16 protein-coding genes are annotated in these 18,465 nt (G+C 67.3%); 6 read left to right on the top strand and 10 right to left on the bottom strand.

Annotated features, from left to right (window positions below):
* The first annotated feature begins 269 nt into the window (after positions 1 to 269).
* Entirely contained in the window at positions 270 to 2,234 is a 1,965-nt protein-coding gene (locus tag G6034_RS18220) for a M13 family metallopeptidase (protein WP_218064053.1), read from the top strand.
* A gap of 20 nt (positions 2,235 to 2,254) precedes the next feature.
* Here G6034_RS18220 and G6034_RS18215 read toward each other — a convergent pair whose 3' ends face one another.
* The 5 genes from G6034_RS18215 to G6034_RS18195 form a co-directional block, all read right to left on the bottom strand.
* Positions 2,255 to 3,874, bottom strand: coding sequence for an LCP family protein (locus tag G6034_RS18215; protein WP_176636517.1), 1,620 nt, complete (start codon positions 3,872 to 3,874; stop codon positions 2,255 to 2,257).
* A 118-nt stretch (positions 3,875 to 3,992) separates the two neighbouring features.
* Entirely contained in the window at positions 3,993 to 4,958 is a 966-nt protein-coding gene (era, locus tag G6034_RS18210) for a GTPase Era (RefSeq protein ID WP_176636516.1), read from the bottom strand.
* A complete protein-coding gene (locus G6034_RS18205) occupies positions 4,951 to 6,321 on the bottom strand; it encodes a CBS domain-containing protein (protein WP_176636515.1) in 1,371 nt (456 codons plus the stop codon). Before G6034_RS18205 ends, era begins: the two co-directional genes overlap by 8 nt.
* On the bottom strand, positions 6,318 to 6,791 hold the full coding sequence (ybeY, locus tag G6034_RS18200; RefSeq protein WP_176636514.1) for an rRNA maturation RNase YbeY: 474 nt from the start codon (positions 6,789 to 6,791) through the stop codon (positions 6,318 to 6,320). Before ybeY ends, G6034_RS18205 begins: the two co-directional genes overlap by 4 nt.
* Entirely contained in the window at positions 6,791 to 7,963 is a 1,173-nt protein-coding gene (locus tag G6034_RS18195; protein ID WP_176636513.1) for a PhoH family protein, read from the bottom strand. The genes ybeY and G6034_RS18195 overlap by 1 nt, the downstream gene beginning before the upstream one ends.
* A gap of 412 nt (positions 7,964 to 8,375) precedes the next feature.
* Here G6034_RS18195 and G6034_RS18190 point away from each other — a divergent pair, with 412 nt between their 5' ends.
* Positions 8,376 to 9,329 carry a GerMN domain-containing protein gene (locus G6034_RS18190; RefSeq protein WP_176636512.1) on the top strand — a complete coding sequence of 318 codons (954 nt, stop codon included), beginning with the start codon at positions 8,376 to 8,378 and terminating at the stop codon, positions 9,327 to 9,329.
* A 12-nt stretch (positions 9,330 to 9,341) separates the two neighbouring features.
* On the opposite strand, the gene G6034_RS18185 is transcribed toward G6034_RS18190, so the two are convergent.
* The 3 genes from G6034_RS18185 to hrcA are packed head-to-tail and all read right to left on the bottom strand — an operon-like array spanning position 9,342 to position 12,309.
* Positions 9,342 to 10,112: a 16S rRNA (uracil(1498)-N(3))-methyltransferase gene (locus G6034_RS18185; protein WP_176636511.1), complete on the bottom strand. Its 771-nt coding sequence runs from the start codon at positions 10,110 to 10,112 to the stop codon at positions 9,342 to 9,344.
* Between the two features lie 6 nt (positions 10,113 to 10,118).
* Positions 10,119 to 11,243 carry a molecular chaperone DnaJ gene (dnaJ, locus tag G6034_RS18180; RefSeq protein ID WP_176636510.1) on the bottom strand — a complete coding sequence of 375 codons (1,125 nt, stop codon included), beginning with the start codon at positions 11,241 to 11,243 and terminating at the stop codon, positions 10,119 to 10,121.
* A 52-nt stretch (positions 11,244 to 11,295) separates the two neighbouring features.
* Positions 11,296 to 12,309, bottom strand: a complete 1,014-nt coding sequence (gene hrcA, locus G6034_RS18175) for a heat-inducible transcriptional repressor HrcA (RefSeq protein WP_176636509.1) — start codon at positions 12,307 to 12,309, stop codon at positions 11,296 to 11,298.
* Positions 12,310 to 12,489: 180 nt separating this feature from the next.
* Here hrcA and G6034_RS18170 point away from each other — a divergent pair, with 180 nt between their 5' ends.
* The gene (locus G6034_RS18170; RefSeq protein ID WP_176636533.1) at positions 12,490 to 13,341 is read left to right on the top strand and encodes a DUF3097 family protein; all 852 of its coding nucleotides are present in this window, start codon (positions 12,490 to 12,492) and stop codon (positions 13,339 to 13,341) included.
* A 57-nt stretch (positions 13,342 to 13,398) separates the two neighbouring features.
* Positions 13,399 to 13,791, top strand: coding sequence for a DUF4870 domain-containing protein (locus G6034_RS18165; protein WP_343038155.1), 393 nt, complete (start codon positions 13,399 to 13,401; stop codon positions 13,789 to 13,791).
* 289 nt (positions 13,792 to 14,080) lie between these two features.
* On the opposite strand, the gene hemW is transcribed toward G6034_RS18165, so the two are convergent.
* Complete coding sequence (gene hemW, locus G6034_RS18160) at positions 14,081 to 15,310, bottom strand: radical SAM family heme chaperone HemW (RefSeq protein WP_176636507.1); 1,230 nt, start codon at positions 15,308 to 15,310, stop codon at positions 14,081 to 14,083.
* On the bottom strand, positions 15,307 to 17,163 hold the full coding sequence (gene lepA / locus G6034_RS18155; protein ID WP_176636506.1) for a translation elongation factor 4: 1,857 nt from the start codon (positions 17,161 to 17,163) through the stop codon (positions 15,307 to 15,309). Before lepA ends, hemW begins: the two co-directional genes overlap by 4 nt.
* 195 nt (positions 17,164 to 17,358) lie before the next feature.
* Here lepA and G6034_RS18150 point away from each other — a divergent pair, with 195 nt between their 5' ends.
* Both G6034_RS18150 and rpsT read left to right on the top strand, forming a co-directional pair.
* Positions 17,359 to 17,937, top strand: coding sequence for a type II toxin-antitoxin system PemK/MazF family toxin (locus G6034_RS18150; protein WP_176636505.1), 579 nt, complete (start codon positions 17,359 to 17,361; stop codon positions 17,935 to 17,937).
* A 205-nt stretch (positions 17,938 to 18,142) separates the two neighbouring features.
* On the top strand, positions 18,143 to 18,403 hold the full coding sequence (gene rpsT, locus G6034_RS20000) for a 30S ribosomal protein S20 (RefSeq protein WP_176636504.1): 261 nt from the start codon (positions 18,143 to 18,145) through the stop codon (positions 18,401 to 18,403).
* Positions 18,404 to 18,465: the final 62 nt, after the last annotated feature.

The following is an 18,465-nucleotide window of genomic DNA, read 5'->3' as shown; positions in this document are numbered from 1 at the left end:
CCTTAATCTTGTTCAACTTTTGGAAGCTTGGCCGGGCGCCACTTACACCGCAGCGAGGGCGGCCAGTGCCAGGTTGATCAGTTCAACGTGGTTCAGGCCTCGCCGCGGCAGCTAAGAAGGAGCATTCCAGTACGCACATTTGTAGACTAGCACGGCACTAGGATGATGGTGAAAGGGCCATCCGCTGTGTGTTGGCGGCCCGTCACGGACCACCGGTGCCGCCTTTGGGGCGGCGGAACGCACCTAACAATCCAAGGGGACAGATCACTTTGACTCATTCCGGCATCAACCTCGGCAACATCGACCAGGGCACCCGGCCGCAGGACGACCTGTACGCGCATGTCAACGGCAAGTGGCTGGCGGCCGAGGTCATTCCGGACGACCGCGCCCTGAGCGGGGCGTTCACCGCCCTGCGCGACGACTCCGAGGCCGCCGTCCGGGCCATCATTGAACGTTGCGCCACTGCGGCGGCCCGGCCGGGGACCGCCCCCGGAAGCATCGAGGCCAAGATCGGCGACCTCTACGCCGGCTTCATGGATGAGGCCGCCGTGGAGTCCGCGGGGGCCTCGCCCCTCACCCCACGGCTCAAGGCGGTCGAGGAGGCCGGCTCCATTGCCGCCGTCATCAGCCTGATGGGCGAGCTGGACCGCAACGGCGGGGATGGGCTGTTCGGTGCCTACGTCAACAACGACGCCGGCAATCCGGACCGCGCACTCCTCCACCTTTTCCAGTCGGGGCTGGGCCTGCCGGACGAGTCCTACTACCGGGAGGAAAAGTTTGCCGCCATCCGCGACGCCTACGTGGCACACGTCGAGGCCATGCTGGCCCTGGCCGGAATTGCGGAACCGGCGGCCAAGGCTGCGCGCATCATGGCGCTGGAGACCGAGATTGCGGCCACGCACTGGGACAAGGTGACCCTGCGCGACCCGCGGAAAACCTACAACCTCATGGCCAAGCGGGACGCACTTGAGCTGCTGCCTGCCCTGGAGCTGTGGCTGGATGCCCTTGGCGTGGGCGCCGGACAGGGCGCCGAGCTGGTCATCGCCACCCCCGACTTCTTCCGCGGGCAGGCCCCGCTGCTGGTGGAGGGCCGCCTCGACGACTGGAAGGCCTGGCTGGCCATGCGCATCATTTCCAGCGCCGCGCCGTACCTGTCCAGGGACTTTGTGGATCAAAACTTTGCCTTCCACGGCACCACGCTCACCGGCACCCCGTCCATCAGGGACCGCTGGAAGCGCGGGGTGGCCCTGGTTGAGGGATCCCTTGGCGAGGCGGTGGGCCAGCTGTACGTGGCCGAACACTTCCCGGAGGGTCACAAGGCCCACATGGAAGTCCTCGTGGCCAACCTCATTGAGGCCTACAGGGAAAGCATCTCCGGGCTTCACTGGATGAGCCGGGAAACGATCGACCGAGCGCTGGCCAAGCTGGATGCCTTCACCCCGAAGATCGGCTACCCGTCCAAGTGGCGCGACTACTCCTCCCTGGAGATCGTGCCCGGGGACCTGATCGGCAACATTGAGCGCAGCAACGCGTTTGAGCTGGCCCGCCAGCTGGCCAAGATTGGCGAGCCGATCGACCGCGAGGAATGGTTCATGACGCCCCAAACGGTCAACGCCTACTACAACCCCACGATGAACGAGGTGGTGTTCCCGGCCGCCATCCTGCAGCCGCCCTTCTTTGATGCCGGGGCAGACGACGCCGCCAACTACGGCGGGATCGGCGCCGTGATCGGGCACGAGATCGGCCACGGCTTTGACGACCAGGGATCGCAGTTCGACGGCACCGGGGCCCTGCGCAACTGGTGGACCGACGCCGACCGCGCAGCCTTCGAGGCCCTGACTGCAAAACTCGTGGAACAGTACAACGCGCTCTCCCCCACCGCCGCCCCGGACCAGTTCGTCAATGGGGAGCTGACCCTTGGGGAGAACATCGGGGACCTGGGCGGGCTGGCCATCGGCTACAAGGCCTACCAGCTCAGCCTTGACGGGGCGCAGGCGCCCGAAATTGACGGTCTCTCCGGCGCCCAGCGGTTCTTCTTCTCCTGGGCCGAATGCTGGCGGACGAAAATCCGCCAGGAGGAGGCCGTGCGCCGGCTTGCCGTGGACCCCCACTCCCCCGCCGAATGGCGGTGCAACGCCGTGGTCCGCAACCTGGACGCCTTCCACGACGCTTTCGGCACGAGCACCGGGGACGGGCTGTGGATGGAACCCGGGGACCGCGTCAGCATCTGGTAGCCGGACCCCGCGGCGGACCGTCAGTAGGTGTAGTAGAGCGGGTTGACGGTGAGACAGCCGCCGCTTTGGTCGGCGGTGCTCGCAACGATGTCCTTGGGGACCACTATCTTGCCAAACTCGGTGCCGCTGGTCCAGTCCGTGCCAATGACCAGCTGCACGCCGGAAATGGAGGGGTCGGACTTCACCGCGGAAGCCGGAATCTTGAAGTGTTTGGCGATGTCCGCGGCGACGTCGCCCATGTCGTGCCCGTAGAGGACCCTAGTTTCGTTCTGGGCCGCGACATCGCCGGCGGCCCAGGAGTTGGTGAAGCCCGCCGTGGCCAGGCTCTGGAGGACTTCCGTGGCCCGGCCGGCAATGGCCGACGCGTTGGCGACGCCGATGGGCTGGGCCGCCTTGTCATAGGCGGGCGTGGTGGTCGCCGGGACCGACCGTGTCGAGGGTGCCGGGGCCGCACTTGCTGCACCGGAGGCGCCCGAGGTGGATGCCGCCCCAGTGGCGTGCGCGGACGGGGTGGCGCTGGGCGCCGCCGGCGCCTTCGTCAGGGCGGTGTCGTGCCGGAGCGCGGCAAAGAACTGTCCCGCCGACGGCTCCTTTAGCTGGACCCGGTTGGGGTCGGCCACATACGGTTCGGTGGGCACCGTGACAAAGGAAACGTTCGCGAGGTTGATTTTTGCCAGGCGGGTGGCAATGCCCACCATGGCGGGGATGTTGGCCAGGCCCTCGTCGATGGTGAGGTTCTTGGTGACGACGTCCGCCAGCTGGTACAGCTTGGGAAGGTTGGTAAGCGTGCCTTCCTCCTTGACCTTGCGGACCATGGATCCGAGGAAGTACTGCTGGGCCTTGATGCGGTCCAGGTCGCTCGAGTCGCCAAAGGCATGGCGGGTGCGCAGGAAGGCGAGCGCCTGCTCCCCCTTGACCAGGCTCTTGCCGGCCGGCAGTTTCAGGAAGGATCCGTTGACGTCGTACATGGCGTGGTTCACGCAGACCTGGACGCCGCCGAGGGCGTTGGAGAGTTCCTTCACGGCGGTGAAGTCGGCGAGCATGAAGTGGTCGATGGTCAGGCCGGTCAGTTCGTTGATGGCCGCCACTGTGCAGCCGGGGCCGGCGGACAGCGCCGAGTTGAGCTGGCCCATCGCCTGGCCGGGCACGACTTGGCCGGTTGCCGCCGACTTGCAGTCCGGAATGGGGACCATGAGGTCACGGGGGAAGCTGGTCACCGAGACCTGGGAGTTGTCCGCGGAGATGTTCATCAGGAGCATGACGTCGGAGTTGCCCTGGCCGGCGGATTCGGCGGCCGTGCCATATTCGCTGTTCTTGCCGGCCCGGGTGTCGGTGCCGAGAATCAACACCTGCAGCGATCCGGAGTCCTCGACGGGGGCCTTGGTCCTGCCGTCCGCCAGCACGCCCGCGTTCAGCGGTGCGGTGGTGACGTTTTCCTGCAGCTTCATGATCAGGACGCCTGCCGTGCCCAGCACCAGGACCAATACGCCCGAAACGGCCACGGCGGCAATCTTAAGCCACAACGGGGCCTTGTGCCGCGGCGTGAAGTGCCGGCCAATGGGCGCTGCGGGCGGCAGGGGCCCGCGGGCGCGCGCGGCGCCGGCCTTGGCTGCCGCCGAATCGGCGCGGCGTCTCGGCATGGATGGACCTTTCACTACGGACAGAGAACTTCATCGAGTTTACCGGTGAAGACTGGGAACTGCCGCAAAGCCGCGCACCACCCCGCGCCGGACCTGCCCCTGGTGGTGCACCTTTCGCCTAAAAGCCGAGTTTCACCAGCTGCTTGGGGTCGCGCTGCCAGTCCTTGGCGACCTTGACATGCAGGTCCAGGTAGATGCGGGTGCCCAGCAGCGCCTCGATGCCCTGCCGGGCGGTGGTGCCCACCTCCCGCAGCCGGGCGCCGCCCTTGCCGATGATGATGGCTTTTTGCGAGGGCCGCTCGACGTATAGGTTGACCCTCACGTCCAGGAGCTCGTGACCTTCCGTGCGGCCTTCGCGGGGAACGATTTCCTCCACCACCACGGCCAGGGAGTGCGGAAGCTCGTCGCGGACACCCTCCAGTGCGGCCTCGCGGATCAGCTCGGCCACCATGACGGCCTCGGGCTCGTCCGTCAGCTCGCCGTCGGGGTAGAGCGCCGGGGACTCCGGCATGAACCCGGCCAGGACTCCCGCCAGGGTTTCCACCTGGAAGTCCTCCACGGCGGAGACGGGCACGACGGCGGCGAAACCGTCCGGCCCGATGACCTCCCGTCCCAGCGCTTCGACGGCGATGAGCTGGTCGGTGACAGCCTGGCGGTCCACGGTGTCGGTCTTGGTGACAATGGCGATGACCGGCTTGCGCCCCACCTGGCCCAGTTGCTGGGCAATGAAGCGGTCGCCGGGACCGATCTTCTCATTGGCGGGCAGGCAGAACCCGATGGCGTCAACTTCGGACAGGGTTTCCGCCACCAGGTCGTTGAGCCGCTTGCCCAGCAGCGTCCGGGGACGGTGCAGCCCGGGGGTGTCCACGAGCACCAGCTGGAAGGCGTCCCTGTGGACGATCCCGCGGATGGTGTGGCGGGTGGTTTGCGGCTTCGCCGAGGTGATGGCGACCTTTTGGCCCACCAGGGCGTTGGTGAGGGTTGACTTGCCGGCGTTGGGGCGCCCGGCAAGGACCGCGAACCCGGCGCGGAAGCCTTCGCCTTTTGGCGAAGGCATGGCCAGCGACCCTTTTTTCTTATTCATGGCTGCTCCTGTGGTGTTCGTCGCTCTTCTGTCCACGGCCCGGGGCGCCGGGTCCGTGGTCTCTTGTGGACATGGGGTGCTGCGTGCCGGCAGGGGTCCGATTTCCAGCCTCCGGGACCAGGCTGGCAATGACGTGGCTGACACGGTTGCGGGCCGGCTCCATGCGGTCGGCCACCAGCCGGATGCCGGAGACCACCACTGCGCTGCCAGGTGCGGGGATGCGGCCAAGGTGCTTGGCGAGCAGCCCGCCCACGGTGTCCACCTCGTCGTCGTCGAGCTCCTTGCCGAAGAGTTCGCCGAAGTCCTCCACGCCCATGCGGGTGCGGATGCGGAAGCGGCCGTGGCCCAGCGCCTGCACGTCCGGGGACACTGAGTCGTACTCGTCGGCGATTTCGCCGACGATTTCCTCGATCAGGTCCTCCAGTGTCACCAGGCCGGCGGTGCCCCCGTATTCGTCCACCACAATGGCCACATGCGTGGATTCCCCCTGCAGCTCCTTCAGGAGGTCGTCCACCGGCTTGGATTCGGGCACGTAGCGGACACTGCGGGCCAGGCTTTCCACCCCCGGACGGGGACCGCCGGCACCCGGGCGGTGCAGGGTGGCAACCACGTCCTTCAGGTACAGGATGCCCAGGATGTGGTCGGTGTCTTCGCCGATGACCGGCACGCGGGAGAACCCCGAGTCAAGGAAAACGTCCAAGGCGTCCTCCAGGCTGGCGCCCTGCTGGAGGCTGCGAATGTCCGTCCGCGGCACCATGACGGCGCGGACCATGGTTTCCCCGAGGTCAAACACGCTTTGAATGAGCTCGGCCTCGCTGTCCTCGATCATGTCCGAGTCGCTGGCGCGGTCCACGAATTCGCGGAACTCCTCCTCGGTGACAAAGGCCTCCTCCGACCCGGACACGTCCTTGGTGACGGCGCCGCCGAGCTTGAGGAACCACCCGGGCATGGGCCCGAGTATGCGGAAGAGCGCGTGCACCAGCCAGGCGGTGCGGCCCACCAGGGCCGCCGAATGGATCCGGCCCAGGCGGCGGGGCGAGGTACCGACCAAAATGAAGCTCGCGCCGGCCATGACGGCCGTGGCGATCAGCCCGGCAACCCACTCGTTGTGGATCAGGCCCACCAGAAAAAGCGAGACGGCCACCGCGGCGGCCATTTCAAACCAGACCCGCCAAAAGCGCAGCGCATTCAGGTGCGCCATGGGCGCCTCGAGGATCCGTTCCAGCGAGGTGCCGCGGCTGTGGGCGGCGACCGCCTCGGCGTCGTGCCGCGGGAAGAAGTTCAGGGCTGACTCGATGGCGGTCAGCAGGGCCGCGATGGCTGTGAAGCCCACGAGCATGGCCGGCAGGACGACCAGGGTCACTGCATTGTCTCCCGCGGGGCTTCCCGGCCCAGGTAGCTGGAGAGCAGCTCGCGCTGCAGGCCGAACATCTCCGCCTTCTCCTCCGGATCGGCGTGGTCGTAGCCGAGCAGGTGCAGGACGCCGTGGGTGGTCAGCAGCAGCAGTTCCTCCTCCATGGAGTGCCCGGCCGCTGCGGCCTGTTCCTGCGCCACGGCCGGGCACAGCACGATGTCCCCGAGGAGGCCCGCGGGAGTCGGCTGTTCGGGAGTGCCGGGGCGCAGCTCATCCATGGGGAAGGACAGGACGTCGGTGGGTCCGGGCTCGTCCATCCATTCGATGTGAAGCTTTTCCATGTTCTCGACATCCGCCATGATGATGGACAGCTCGGTCTGCGGATGGAGGTGCATGCGCTCCAGGATGTGCCGGACCAGCCTGACCAGCTCCTCCTCACGGACGGCGACGCCGGACTCGTTGTTGATTTCAATGCTCATCAGGCGTGCTGGTCCTTGGGATTCGGGCGGGTGGGCGCCGCCTGCTTGTGGTTGGGCGTGGTGGCGGGGGGCGGGGCGCCAACGGAGGCGGCGCCCGCGCGGGGGCCGGTGTCCTGCTGCGGGCGCACCAGCGTGTGGTGGGCCTCGTCCCAGTCGTTGTAGGCGCTCACGATGGCCCCCACCAGCCGGTGGCGGACAACGTCGGCGGCGTCGAGGATGGAGAAGTTGATGTCGTCGACGCCGTGCAGGATTTCCTCCACCACGCGCAGCCCGGAACGGGTGCCGCTGGGCAGGTCCACCTGGGTGATGTCGCCCGTGACGACAATCTTGGACCCAAAGCCCAGCCGGGTCAGGAACATCTTCATTTGTTCCGGGGTGGTGTTTTGTGCCTCGTCCAGGATGATGAAGGCGTCGTTGAGCGTCCGGCCCCGCATGTAGGCCAGGGGTGCCACCTCGATGGTGCCTGCCGCCATGAGCCGCGGAATGGTTTCCGGATCCATCATGTCGTGGAGCGCGTCGTAAAGCGGGCGCAGGTAGGGGTCGATTTTGTCGTTGAGCGTGCCGGGCAGGAAGCCGAGCCGCTCCCCCGCCTCCACGGCGGGGCGGGTGAGGATGATCCGGCTGACGTCCTTGCGCTGCAGCGCCTGGACGGCCTTGGCCATGGCCAGGTAGGTCTTGCCCGTGCCGGCCGGTCCGATCCCGAACACGATGGTGTTGCGGTCAATGGCGTCGACATAGTTCTTTTGGTTCAAGGTCTTGGGCCGGATGGTGCGCCCGCGCGAGGAGAGGATGTCCTGCGTCAGGATGTCAACCACCGACGTCTCGGGCCGGGCCTTGAGCATGGTCGCCAGCTGCTCCCACACGGCGGCGTTCATCGTGGTGTGCCGTGCAACCATCCCCCGCGCCTCCTCCATGAGGTGCATGATGCGCGGGACCACGGCGGCAGGGCCGGAAATGGAGAGCACATTGCCCCGCGCCAGGAAGCTGACGGACGGGTACAGCCCTTCCACAATGCGCAGGCCCTCGTCCTCGGCCCCGAGGGTGGCAACCATTTGCTCGGTGGAGGGGAAATGGACCACTTCCGTGCGTGTGCCGTCCACGGAATGCGGGAATTGCCGCCCCGAACCGATTTCCGGAGGCTGTTCGTGTCGGCTGGCTGTTGTCTCTGGCATAAGTGCGGCCGTTCCGGGCCTGTTTTCTCTCCTTGGTGGTACCGGCTTGCACCGGTTGTCATGCCTTGTCTTTGCCCTTCCAATCCTAGTGCACCGGCGCCTTCCGGTGTGGTGGCCGTGGGCGGCGGCGCATCCGGGCCGTGCCGCCGGGCAGGCAGGGGCGCAATTATCAAGGCCCGGTCACTTTAGTGTTTCGATCCGGTTTCAGTTCGCGCATTTGCCCGCCCAACCCGGACGGCGGCCCGTTTGGTGTGCCAAGCTGTTGGAGGTTCAAAGTCTGTGGGGGCGCTTGGAACGCTTCCGGGGCCGCCGCGTGGCCCCGCCCCCTACGAGCCTGAATAGCGAGCCACACATCCGCATGCCTGTACATCCGCGCACCCCTCGGCCGCACGCTTCCGTGCCGGCTCGACCGATGCGCCGGGGCGCCGCCGGTTCCGGCAGGCGGGCCCGGCTGGTGTCCGTCCTGGTGGCCGCCGCCCTGATGGCCACCGGCTGCAGCGCGGGCATCAGGGACCACAACGACACGGTCATGCCCACGACGTCGGACGCCCAGTCCACCAGCCTGGTCACCAGCGCCCCGCTGGAAACCCCCACTTCCACCCAGACGATTCCCGTCTACTGGCTCGGGCACAGCGACAGCGCCGTCTACCTTTACCGGGAGTTCCTGCCCACGCCGACCACGGATGAACCCATCGTGTCCGCGCTGGAGGCCATGATGACCCGCTCCCCCAAGGACCCGGACTATTTCTCGGTCTGGAACAAGCCGTCCCGGCTGGGTGCCTCCATCTCGGCCAAAAACGTCATCACGGTGGACGTCTCCTCGGATGCCTTCTCGCAGACGGTGGACGCGGGAATCGCCAAGCGGTCCGTGGCACAGCTGGTGTACACCGCAACCGCGGCGGCAGCCATGGCGGGGCTGATCAACCCCGGCGCCACCATCCAGGTGTCCGTCCTGGTGGACGGGCACACCGGCTACAACGCGTTCGGCCACGTCAGCCTCAACAACCCGCAAACCCGCGACCCCTCCCTGCTGGCGCCGGTGTGGATCATCGACCCCGGCAACGGCTCCACCTACCACGGGCTGCCGCTGAAGGTGAGCGGGCAGGGAATCTCCCCCTCGGGCACGCTCTCCTGGAGCCTGGCCGAGGTGGTGGATGGCAAGGCAGGGCGCGTCTACCAGTCGGGAACGGTGAAGATCCCCAAGGGCCCGGACCAGCTGGGCCCGTTCAGCTTCAACCTGGTCCCGCCGCTGGGCACCTACCAGATTTCCGTTTTCACCAGCGACCCGACGGCCCCCGGCGGCCAGGCGGGCGTGGACAGCAAGGTGGTCACGCTGGAGGGACCTGCCGCCACCACCGCGCCGTAGTAGGCGCGCCGGCTACCAGCGCCCGAGTTCCTGGCTCAGGAGCACGACGGCGGCCGGCCCGGCCGTGGACGACCTCAGCACGTGCCTGCCCAGGAGGGCGGTGTGTGCCCCGGCGTCCTGGAAGGCGCCGACCTCGGCGGCGCTGATGCCCCCTTCGGGCCCGACCACCATGACAATGGTGCCCGCGCCGGTCGGCCGGGCTGCGCCGTCACGCCAGGCACGGACAACGCCGGCCACGGTGTCCACGGCGTCCTCGTGCAGTATGAGTGCCAGGGCGGCACCCTTGATCAGTTCAACCAGTCCGGCCGTGCCGACGAGCTCGCCGACTTCCGGGATGCTGGCGCGGCGGGCCTGCTTGGCCGCAGCGGCCACCGTGTTCCGCCATTTGACCCGGCCCTTCACCGCCTTGTCCATCTTCCACCGGACAATGGACCGTTCGGCCTGCCAGGGGACCACCTTGTCGATGCCCAGTTCGGTGGCAGTTTCGATGGCCAGCTCATCCCGGTCGCCCTTGGCGAGGGCCTGGACCAGCACCAGCTGGAAGGGCCCGGACGCCTCGGCAACCACCTGGTCGACCCTGACGTCCAGGACCCCGCCGGCCGCGGAGGTGACGGAACACACGAGGCGCAGGCCCGCGCCGTCGCACACGTCCACGGGCTCGCCGGGCGCCAGCCGTTTGACGGTGGCGGCGTGGCGCCCCTCGGCACCTCCCAGGCTGAAGCTGCTGCCAGGGGCCAGGGCGGCCAGCTGGTCCGGCCCGGCGTAGAAGACGGGGTTGCTCACGGGACCCTAGAGGTTGCCGAGCTTGTCGCGGAGCTTGGCGAACATGCCTCCGCTGCTGACCAGCTTGCCCTCGCTGAACGTCTCCCCGCGCAGGGCGGCAAGCTGCCTGAGCAGGTCCTCCTGGGCGGCGTCGGGCTTGGTGGGGGTCTCGACGTGGACGTGCACCTTCAAGTCGCCGCGCCCGTATCCGCGCAGGTGGGTCACGCCCAGGCTGCGCAGGTTGATGACCTCCCCGGCCTGGGTGCCCGGCTTGATGGTGATCGGCTGCTCGCCGTCGAACGTCTCCAGTGTCAGTTCGGTGCCCAGTGCGGCCGCCGTCATGGGCACGCTCAGGGTGGCGTGGAGGTCGTCGCCCTCGCGCAGGTAGGCGGGGTCGTTGTTGACCTTCATCTCCACGTAGAGGTCCCCGGACGGCCCGCCCGCGGGTCCGGCCTCGCCCTGGCCTGCAAGCTGGATGCGGGTGCCGGTGTTGACCCCGGCGGGAACCTTGATGGTCAGGGTGCGGCGGTCGCGGATGCGGCCCTCGCCCATGCACTCGTTGCACGGGTCCTCGATGCGCGTGCCGTAGCCCTGGCAGGAGTTGCAGGTGGCCAGGGTCATCACATTGCCCAGGATGGAGCGCATGGGGCGCTGGATCTGTCCGCTGCCATGGCAGACGTCACAGGTGATGGGGTGCGTGCCGGGGCGGCAGCAGCTGCCGTCGCACGTGGGGCAGGTGACGGCCGTGTCAATTTCGAGCTTCTTGTTGACGCCGAAGACGGCCTCGCGCAGGTCGATGCGCACCGTGATGAGGGCGTCCTGGCCGCGGCGCATGCGCGGTTCCGGACCGCGGCCCTGGCCTCCGCCGCCAAAGAACGTCTCAAAGATGTCCTGGAAGGCGAAGCCCTGGCCGTCAAAGTTCCCGGCCCCGTTGCTGCTGCCGTTTTCGTTGCCCGTAGTGTCATAGACGCGCCGCTTTTGCGGGTCGGAAAGGACTTCGTAGGCGTGCGTGACTGCCTTGAAGCGGTCCTGGGCGTCGGGGGCGTCGTTGACGTCCGGATGAAGTTTCCGCGCGAGCTTGCGGTAGGCCTTTTTGATTTCCTCCGCCGTGGCATCTCGGGAAACGCCCAAGGCGTCGTAATGGTTGCTCAAGATTCATACTCTCTTCAGTGGAACAGATTCACAGGATTGTGTTGCAGGCCGCTTAGCCGGCCAAAATTCTGGACAGGTACCGGGCCACGGCCCGGACACTGGACATGGTGTTGGGGTAGTCCATCCGCGTGGGGCCCACCACCCCGAGCTTGGCGCTGGCGCCGGGCCCGTAGCCGGTGGCCACCACGGACGCTTCGGACAGGGAGTCGTGCGGGTTCTCCCTGCCGATGCTCACGGCCATGCCGAGCGAGTCCTGGGCCATTTGCTCCAGCAGGCGCAGCAGCACCACCTGTTCCTCCAGGGCATCCAGCACGGGGCCGATGCTCAGGGGGAAGTCGACGTTGGAGCGGGCCAGGTTCGCCGTGCCGGCCAGGACTATGCGGTCCTCCCTGGCGGCGCGGGCAAGCTGCAGCAGCCCGTGGGCAAGCTTGTGGGCAATGTCCTGCTCCGCTGCCGGCAGGCCCGCCGGCAACTGTGCCAGCGCGGCGGGAAGGTTCGCCACCGTACAGCCGGACAAGGTGCCCAGGAACTCCTGGCGCAGCCGGGCAAGCCCGGGGTCGTCAACGGGGGTTCCCGCGTCAATCACCGACTGCTCCACCTTGCCGGAAGCCAGGATCAGCACCACCAGCACCTGCGACGGGCCCAGGGACACAAACTCGATGTGCCGCACCGTGGCCTTGGCCGACCGGGGATACTGCACGACGGCGACCTGATTGGTCAGCTGGGCAAGCGTGCGCACCGTCCGCTCGAGGACGTCGTCGAGGTCGGTGGATCCATCCAGGATGGTGGCGATTGCGCGCCGCTCGGCGGCCGAAAGGGGCTTGACCGAGGAGATCTGGTCGACGAAGAGCCGGTACCCCTTGTCCGTGGGAATGCGGCCCGAACTGGTGTGGGGCGCCGTGATCAGCCCGTCCTCCTCAAGGGCGGCCATGTCATTGCGGATGGTGGCGCTTGAAACGCCGAGCCGGTGCCGTTCAACGAGGGCCTTGGAGCCGACAGGTTCGCGGGAATGGACATAGTCTTCGACTATGGCACGGAGCACTTCCAATTTCCGTGGTTCGCTCATGCCTGGCACCTCCTTCGTTGGCACTCTACCTACTCAAGTGCCAAGTCTAATACTTTCCGGCGGCCGGTTTTCGGCACGCCGCCCGGCCCGTCCTGTCCGCCGCGGCCCGGCAGGGGCGCTAGCATGGAATTTTCCGCCCCGGCCGCGGCGGCGGAACACCGAGGAAGGGACCACCGCGCCGTGCAGTCCAACAACTGGGGCTACCAGGACATCAGCCCCCCGAAGGCACGCACCCTCCGCCAGGTGCCGGCAAGCCGCGGCCTGGTGGTCGAAGACGTCCAGACCGGATGGGTGGGCGCGGTGGTCAGGATCGAAAAGTCCGGCGGCATGCACATCATGGAACTGGCCGACCGGCGCAACAAGGTCCGGGCCTTTCCCCTGGGATTTGGCTTCCTGCTGGACGGGGAGCCCGTTGAAGTGGTGGCCCCCAGGGCGGCAACCCCACCCAGGACGGCCACCAGGACGGCCTCGGGGTCACTGAAGGTGGCGGGGCAGCGGGCCCAGGTGGCCAAGGCCAGCCGCATCTGGGTTGAAGGCAAGCACGACGCCGAACTGGTGGAAAAGGTGTGGGGGGACGACCTGCGCGTGGAGGGGATCGTCGTCGAACCCCTCCGCGGCATTGACGACCTCACCGCGGCCGTGAGGGACTTCGGCCCCGGGCCCGACCGCCGGCTGGGTGTGCTGGTGGACCACCTGGTGCCGCACTCCAAGGAATCGCGGATTGTGGCGGATCTCATGAAATCGACCGCGGCGAAAAACAACGTGCTGGTGGTGGGGCACCCCTACGTCGACGTGTGGCAGGCCATTAAGCCCGGCACGCTGGGAATCCCCGCCTGGCCCGTCATACCCCGCACCATGGAGTGGAAGGTGGGCATCCTGAAGGCATTCGGCTGGCCGCACGGCACCGCAGAAGACCTTGGGCTGGGCTGGCAGCGCCTTCTTTCCCGCGTCAGCAGCTACTCCGACCTTGAACCGTCGCTGCTCGGGCGGGTGGAAGAAGTCATTGACTTCCTGACGGCACCCGTATCCTAGTAGGAGCGGCCGGCGCCAAGCCGGCGGTGCAGTCATTTTTTGAGAGGCAAGTCTAACGTGAGCAATCCGGTGAATTCCTTTACAAATCCGGCGAAGCCCCCCCTCACCCCGGCAGAAGACAAGCAATGGGCGTTCCTGTCCCACTGCGGCGGCATCCTCGGGTGCATCCCGTCGGCACTCATCTACAAGTTCATGGCCAGCCGCGGCCCGTTCACGGCGCAGGAGTCCCGGGAGGCGCTCAATTTCACCCTGCCGCCCACCATCCTGGCGCTGGTGCTGAACATCATTGCGCTGGTGGTCCGCATCTTCAATCCGTCCGTGGGGACCATTTTCTCCATGCTGGCACTGCTCGTGTGGGTGTTCCTGACCGTCTGGTCCGTCATCGCCGCCATCCAGGTCAACAAGGGCAACCCTTACCGCTACGCCTGGAACCTGCGCAAGATCCAGTAGCTGGGGTGCCGCTGACCGGCGGCTGCAGACGACTTTTCCGCGGCCGCGGATCCGGAATTCCCTCGGGCGCTATCCGACCATCGGCCGCGGGCGGCCTCCTGTCTCCTTTACGCGCCCTACGGAAACACCGGATCCGCGGCCTGTCTGTTAGCCGTGACGCGGCGAAAGGCGCCAGAGCCGGCATTTTTTTAGTCCGGCGTAAGCGAGCCCCCAAGGCCGCCCGCGGCCGACGGGTCGGATAGCCGGACGGAAAAATGGCGTCTCTGGCGCCAGATCCACAGCGCTGGCGTCAGTCCAGGAGGGCGCGGGTGACTGCGTCGCCAAGGAGCCGGCCCTTGAGCGTCAGGACCAGGGTTCCGTGGAAGGCCTTCACCGGATCGACCAGTTCCGCCGCGATGAGGCCGGCCACGGCATGGCGTGCCGAAGGGCCCAGCGTGCCGATCTTCAGTCCCTCCGACAGGCGCGAGGTCAACATGACGCGCTCCAGCTCGCGCGTGTCCGGATCCAGGGTTTCACGCCCGGCGGCCGGCGACTCGCCACGGTCCAGCCGGTTGGCGTAGGCGGTGGGGTGCTTGACGTTCCACCAGCGCACTCCCCCCACATGCGAGTGGGCCCCGGGGCCGATCCCCCACCAGTCGTCCCCGCGCCAGTAGGCCAGGTTGTGCCGGCAGGCGTCGCCAGGGGTGCGGGCCCAGTTGCTGACCTCGTACCAGGACAGTCCGGCCTCCTGGAAGAGCGCGTCGGCGAGCTCGTATTTCACGGCGTGGTCGTCGTCGTCAATGTTCGGGACCTGGCCGCGACGGATCTGGGCCGCGAGCTTGGTGCCCTCCTCGACAATGAGCGAATAGGCGGAGATGTGGTCAGGTTCGTAGGACAGGGCGGTCCGCACGGAGGTCTCCCAGTCGGCCACGGACTCCCCCGGCGTGCCGTAGATCAGGTCGACGCTGACGTTCAGGCCGGCCTCGCGCGCCCAGGCCACCGCCTGCGGCACGCGCTCCGGGCTGTGCGTGCGGTCCAGCACCTTCAGGACGTGCGGGACGGCGGACTGCATGCCAAAGGACACACGGGTGAAGCCGCCGTCGGCCAGTTCCTGCAGGGATTCCCGCGTGACGGAATCGGGGTTCGCCTCCGTGGTGACCTCGGCGCCGTCCTCCAGCCCCCAACGTCCGACGGCGGCACCCAGTATGCGCGTCAGCTCGCCCGCCGCCAGCAGCGTGGGCGTCCCCCCGCCGAAGAACACGGTGCTGAGCCTGCGTTCGGGCAGGCCCGAGGCTGCCATGGCCCGGGCGGCGAACTCGACCTCGCGCACGGCCGTGCCGCCATAGGCGTCCTGGGAGGCTCCGCCGCCCAGTTCGGTGGCCGTGTAGGTGTTGAAATCGCAGTAGCCGCAGCGCACGGCACAAAACGGGATGTGCACGTACAGGCCGAACGCGCGATCCACCGCGCCGGCGGCGGCCTGGCCGGGCAGGAGCCCGTCGGCCGGGGCCGGGTCGCCCAGGGGCAGTGCACCGGGTGTCACTTCTTGGACTTGTCCTTGGGCGACTCGCCGGTGGTCAATGCGGCGATGAATGCTTCCTGGGGAACCTCCACGCGGCCCACCATCTTCATGCGCTTCTTGCCTTCCTTTTGCTTTTCCAGCAGCTTGCGCTTGCGGGAGATGTCGCCGCCGTAGCACTTGGCCAGGACGTCCTTGCGGATCGCCCTGATGCTTTCGCGGGCGATGATCCGGGCGCCGATGGCAGCCTGGATGGGCACCTCGAACTGCTGGCGCGGGATGAGTTCACGCAGCTTGCCCGTCATCATGACGCCGTAGGCATAGGCCTTGTCCCGGTGGGTGATGGCACTGAACGCGTCAACTTGTTCGCCTTGGAGCAGGATGTCGACCTTGACCAGGTCGGAGACCTGTTCGCCGTCGGCCTTCCAGTCCAGCGAGCCGTAGCCGCGCGTCTTGGACTTGAGGATGTCGAAGAAGTCAAAGACGATCTCCGCCAGCGGCAGGCGGTAGCGGATCTCCACCCGGTCCTCGGAGAGGTAGTCCATCCCGCCGAGAATGCCCCGGCGGCTCTGGCACAGCTCCATGATGGCGCCGACAAATTCGGTCGGCGCCAGGATGGTGGCGGCAACCATGGGTTCGCGGACCTCGGCAATCTTGCCCGAGGGGTACTCACTCGGGTTGGTGACCCGCATGACCTTCTTGTCCTCGAGGGTGACCTCATATTCGACGTTGGGGGCGGTGGAGATCAGGTCAAGGTTGTGTTCGCGCTCCAGGCGCTCACGGGTGATTTCCAGGTGCAGCAGCCCCAGGAAACCCACCCGGAAGCCGAAGCCCAGGGCAGCGGAGGTTTCCGGCTCGTACACCAGGGCGGCGTCGTTGAGCATGAGCTTCTCGAGCGCGTCGCGCAGGACCGGATAGTCGGCCCCGTCCATCGGGTACAGCCCGGAGAAGACCATCGGCTTGGCATCGTGGTAGCCGGCCAGCGCCTGCGTGGCGGGTTTGAGGAAGGTGGTGACGGTGTCGCCCACCTTGGACTGGCGCACGTCCTTCACGCCGGTGATCAGGTAGCCCACCTCCCCCACGCCCAGTCCCTTGGACGGATGGGGCTCGGGCGAACTGACGCCGATCTCCAGGAGTTCGTGCGTGGCGCGCGTGGACATCATCTGGATTTTTTCGCGCGGGCTGAGACTGCCGTCAATGACACGCACGTAGGTGACGACCCCGCGGTAGGTGTCGTAGACGGAGTCGAAGATCATGGCGCGGGCGGGCGCGTTGGCATCCCCGACAGGTGCCGGCAGTTCCCGGACGATCTGGTCCAGCAGCGCCTCGACGCCCATGCCGGTCTTGCCGGAGACCTGCAGGACGTCCTCAGGCCTGCCGCCGATCAGGTTGGCGAGCTCGGCGGCGTACTTCTCCGGTTGGGCGGCGGGGAGGTCGATCTTGTTCAGCACCGGGATGATGGTCAGGTTGTTTTCCATCGCCAGGTACAGGTTGGCCAGCGTCTGGGCCTCGATGCCCTGGGCTGCGTCAACCAGGAGGATGGCCCCTTCACAGGCCGCCAGGGAGCGCGACACCTCGTAGGTGAAGTCGACGTGGCCGGGGGTGTCGATCATGTTCAGGCAGTAGGACGTGCCGTCCACTTCCCAGGGGATGCGCACCGCCTGGGACTTGATGGTGATGCCGCGTTCGCGCTCAATGTCCATGCGGTCAAGGTATTGCGCCTTCATGTCACGCTGCTGGACCACCCCGGTGAGCTGGAGCATCCTGTCCGCCAGGGTCGACTTCCCGTGGTCGATGTGGGCGATAATGCAAAAGTTCCTGATGATCGCCGGATCGGTGGCGGCGGGCACCGGGGCAGTGCGGGCCATGGGTGACACTGGGGTTCCTTACTGTTGCATGGGCGCGACGGACGCCGGCAGTTGCGCCGGACCGTGCAGGGGCGTGCCCGCGCGGCTGGCGCCGGGCACTCGCTGCCTCAAGTCTCCCACGTTTGCGGCACCGGTAGGGAACCGGCACGCCCGCTGCGCCGCACGTTCGAAGGCAGCGGGTGCCGGTTCGATAAAGTGTGTTCCATGGCAGAAACCTCAGGCCGCATCTTCGGCCTCCTGCGGAGCCTCGCGGGGGCCTTCCTGAAGTCCGGCCCCAAGTCCGCCACCTCCACGGCGCCGCCCCGGCACCAGCCCGGCGCACGGGGAGGAAACCGCCCGGCCGGACGTCCGGCGTCGTCCGCCACCGCACGGGGACTCTCCTCCCCCTATCCCGGCGACTTCCGGGGCACGTCCCGCGCGCACTACGCCCCCCGGCCCGACGGCGCCGCCGACCCCGGCGAGATTGTCTGGACGTGGGTGCCGTACGAGGAAGACCACCGCCAGGGCAAGGACCGGCCGGTGCTGGTGGTGGGGCGGACGCCATCGCACCTGCTCGCCGTGATGCTCACCAGCAAGGACCACACGGACGACCACCGCGGGGTCAACGACTACATTGACCTGGGCACGGGCCCCTGGGACCGACAGGGCCGCCCCAGCGAGGCCAAGCTGGACAGGATCCTGCAAATCAGCGAGGCGGACATTCGCCGGGAGGGCGCCGTGCTTGACGCGAGGCGCTTTGCCCTGGTGGCCGGCGGGCTGCGCTCCAGGCACGGCTGGTCGTAAGGAACGGCTGGTAGTAAGGCACAGCTGGTCGTAAGGGACGGCGGTGGCAGTCTGCTAGAATTTCCTTCGTGTGTGTCCGTGCAGGTCGGCGGTCACAACAGCCTGGCCAGACGTTCACCATGATTCGAGCATCCCCACGCCGCTGTCGACGGTCAGGCTACGCCCTCTACGACCGTATTTTCGTATCAAAAGAGAGTTATACAACGTGGCTAATATCAAGTCCCAGAAGAAGCGCATCCTCACCAACGAGAAGGCGCGCCTGCGCAACCTCTCGGTGAAGTCCGAGCTGAAGACCGCGATCCGTGCAGTAAACGCGGCAGTGGCCCAGGCCGACAAGGATGCAGCGACGGTTGCTTTGGTGAATGCGGCCCGCAAGCTGGACAAGGCTGTCAGCAAGGGCGTCATCCACGCCAACAATGCCAACAACCGCAAGTCGGCCATCTCCAAGAAGGTCAACGCCCTCTAAGGGAAGCCGACCCGCTTCGCAACTCAATCGAAAAGCCCCCGCCTTCCGGCGGGGGCTTTTCG

Source organism: Arthrobacter wenxiniae (assembly GCF_013376105.1).
Lineage (GTDB): Bacteria > Actinomycetota > Actinomycetes > Actinomycetales > Micrococcaceae > Specibacter > Specibacter wenxiniae.
Note: the sequence above shows the minus strand (reverse complement) of the source record. Positions and strands in the feature narration are given on the sequence as shown.

Coding starts and splice junctions, on each gene's coding strand:
- G6034_RS18215 (WP_176636517.1), bottom strand. CDS start 3,874: ATGCCGAGACGCCGCGCCGATTCGGCGGCAGCCAAGGCCGGCGCCGCG.
- era (WP_176636516.1), bottom strand. CDS start 4,958: ATGAATAAGAAAAAAGGGTCGCTGGCCATGCCTTCGCCAAAAGGCGAA.
- ybeY (WP_176636514.1), bottom strand. CDS start 6,791: ATGAGCATTGAAATCAACAACGAGTCCGGCGTCGCCGTCCGTGAGGAG.
- G6034_RS18195 (WP_176636513.1), bottom strand. CDS start 7,963: ATGCCAGAGACAACAGCCAGCCGACACGAACAGCCTCCGGAAATCGGT.
- G6034_RS18190 (WP_176636512.1), top strand. CDS start 8,376: ATGCGCCGGGGCGCCGCCGGTTCCGGCAGGCGGGCCCGGCTGGTGTCC.
- hrcA (WP_176636509.1), bottom strand. CDS start 12,309: ATGAGCGAACCACGGAAATTGGAAGTGCTCCGTGCCATAGTCGAAGAC.
- G6034_RS18150 (WP_176636505.1), top strand. CDS start 17,359: ATGGCAGAAACCTCAGGCCGCATCTTCGGCCTCCTGCGGAGCCTCGCG.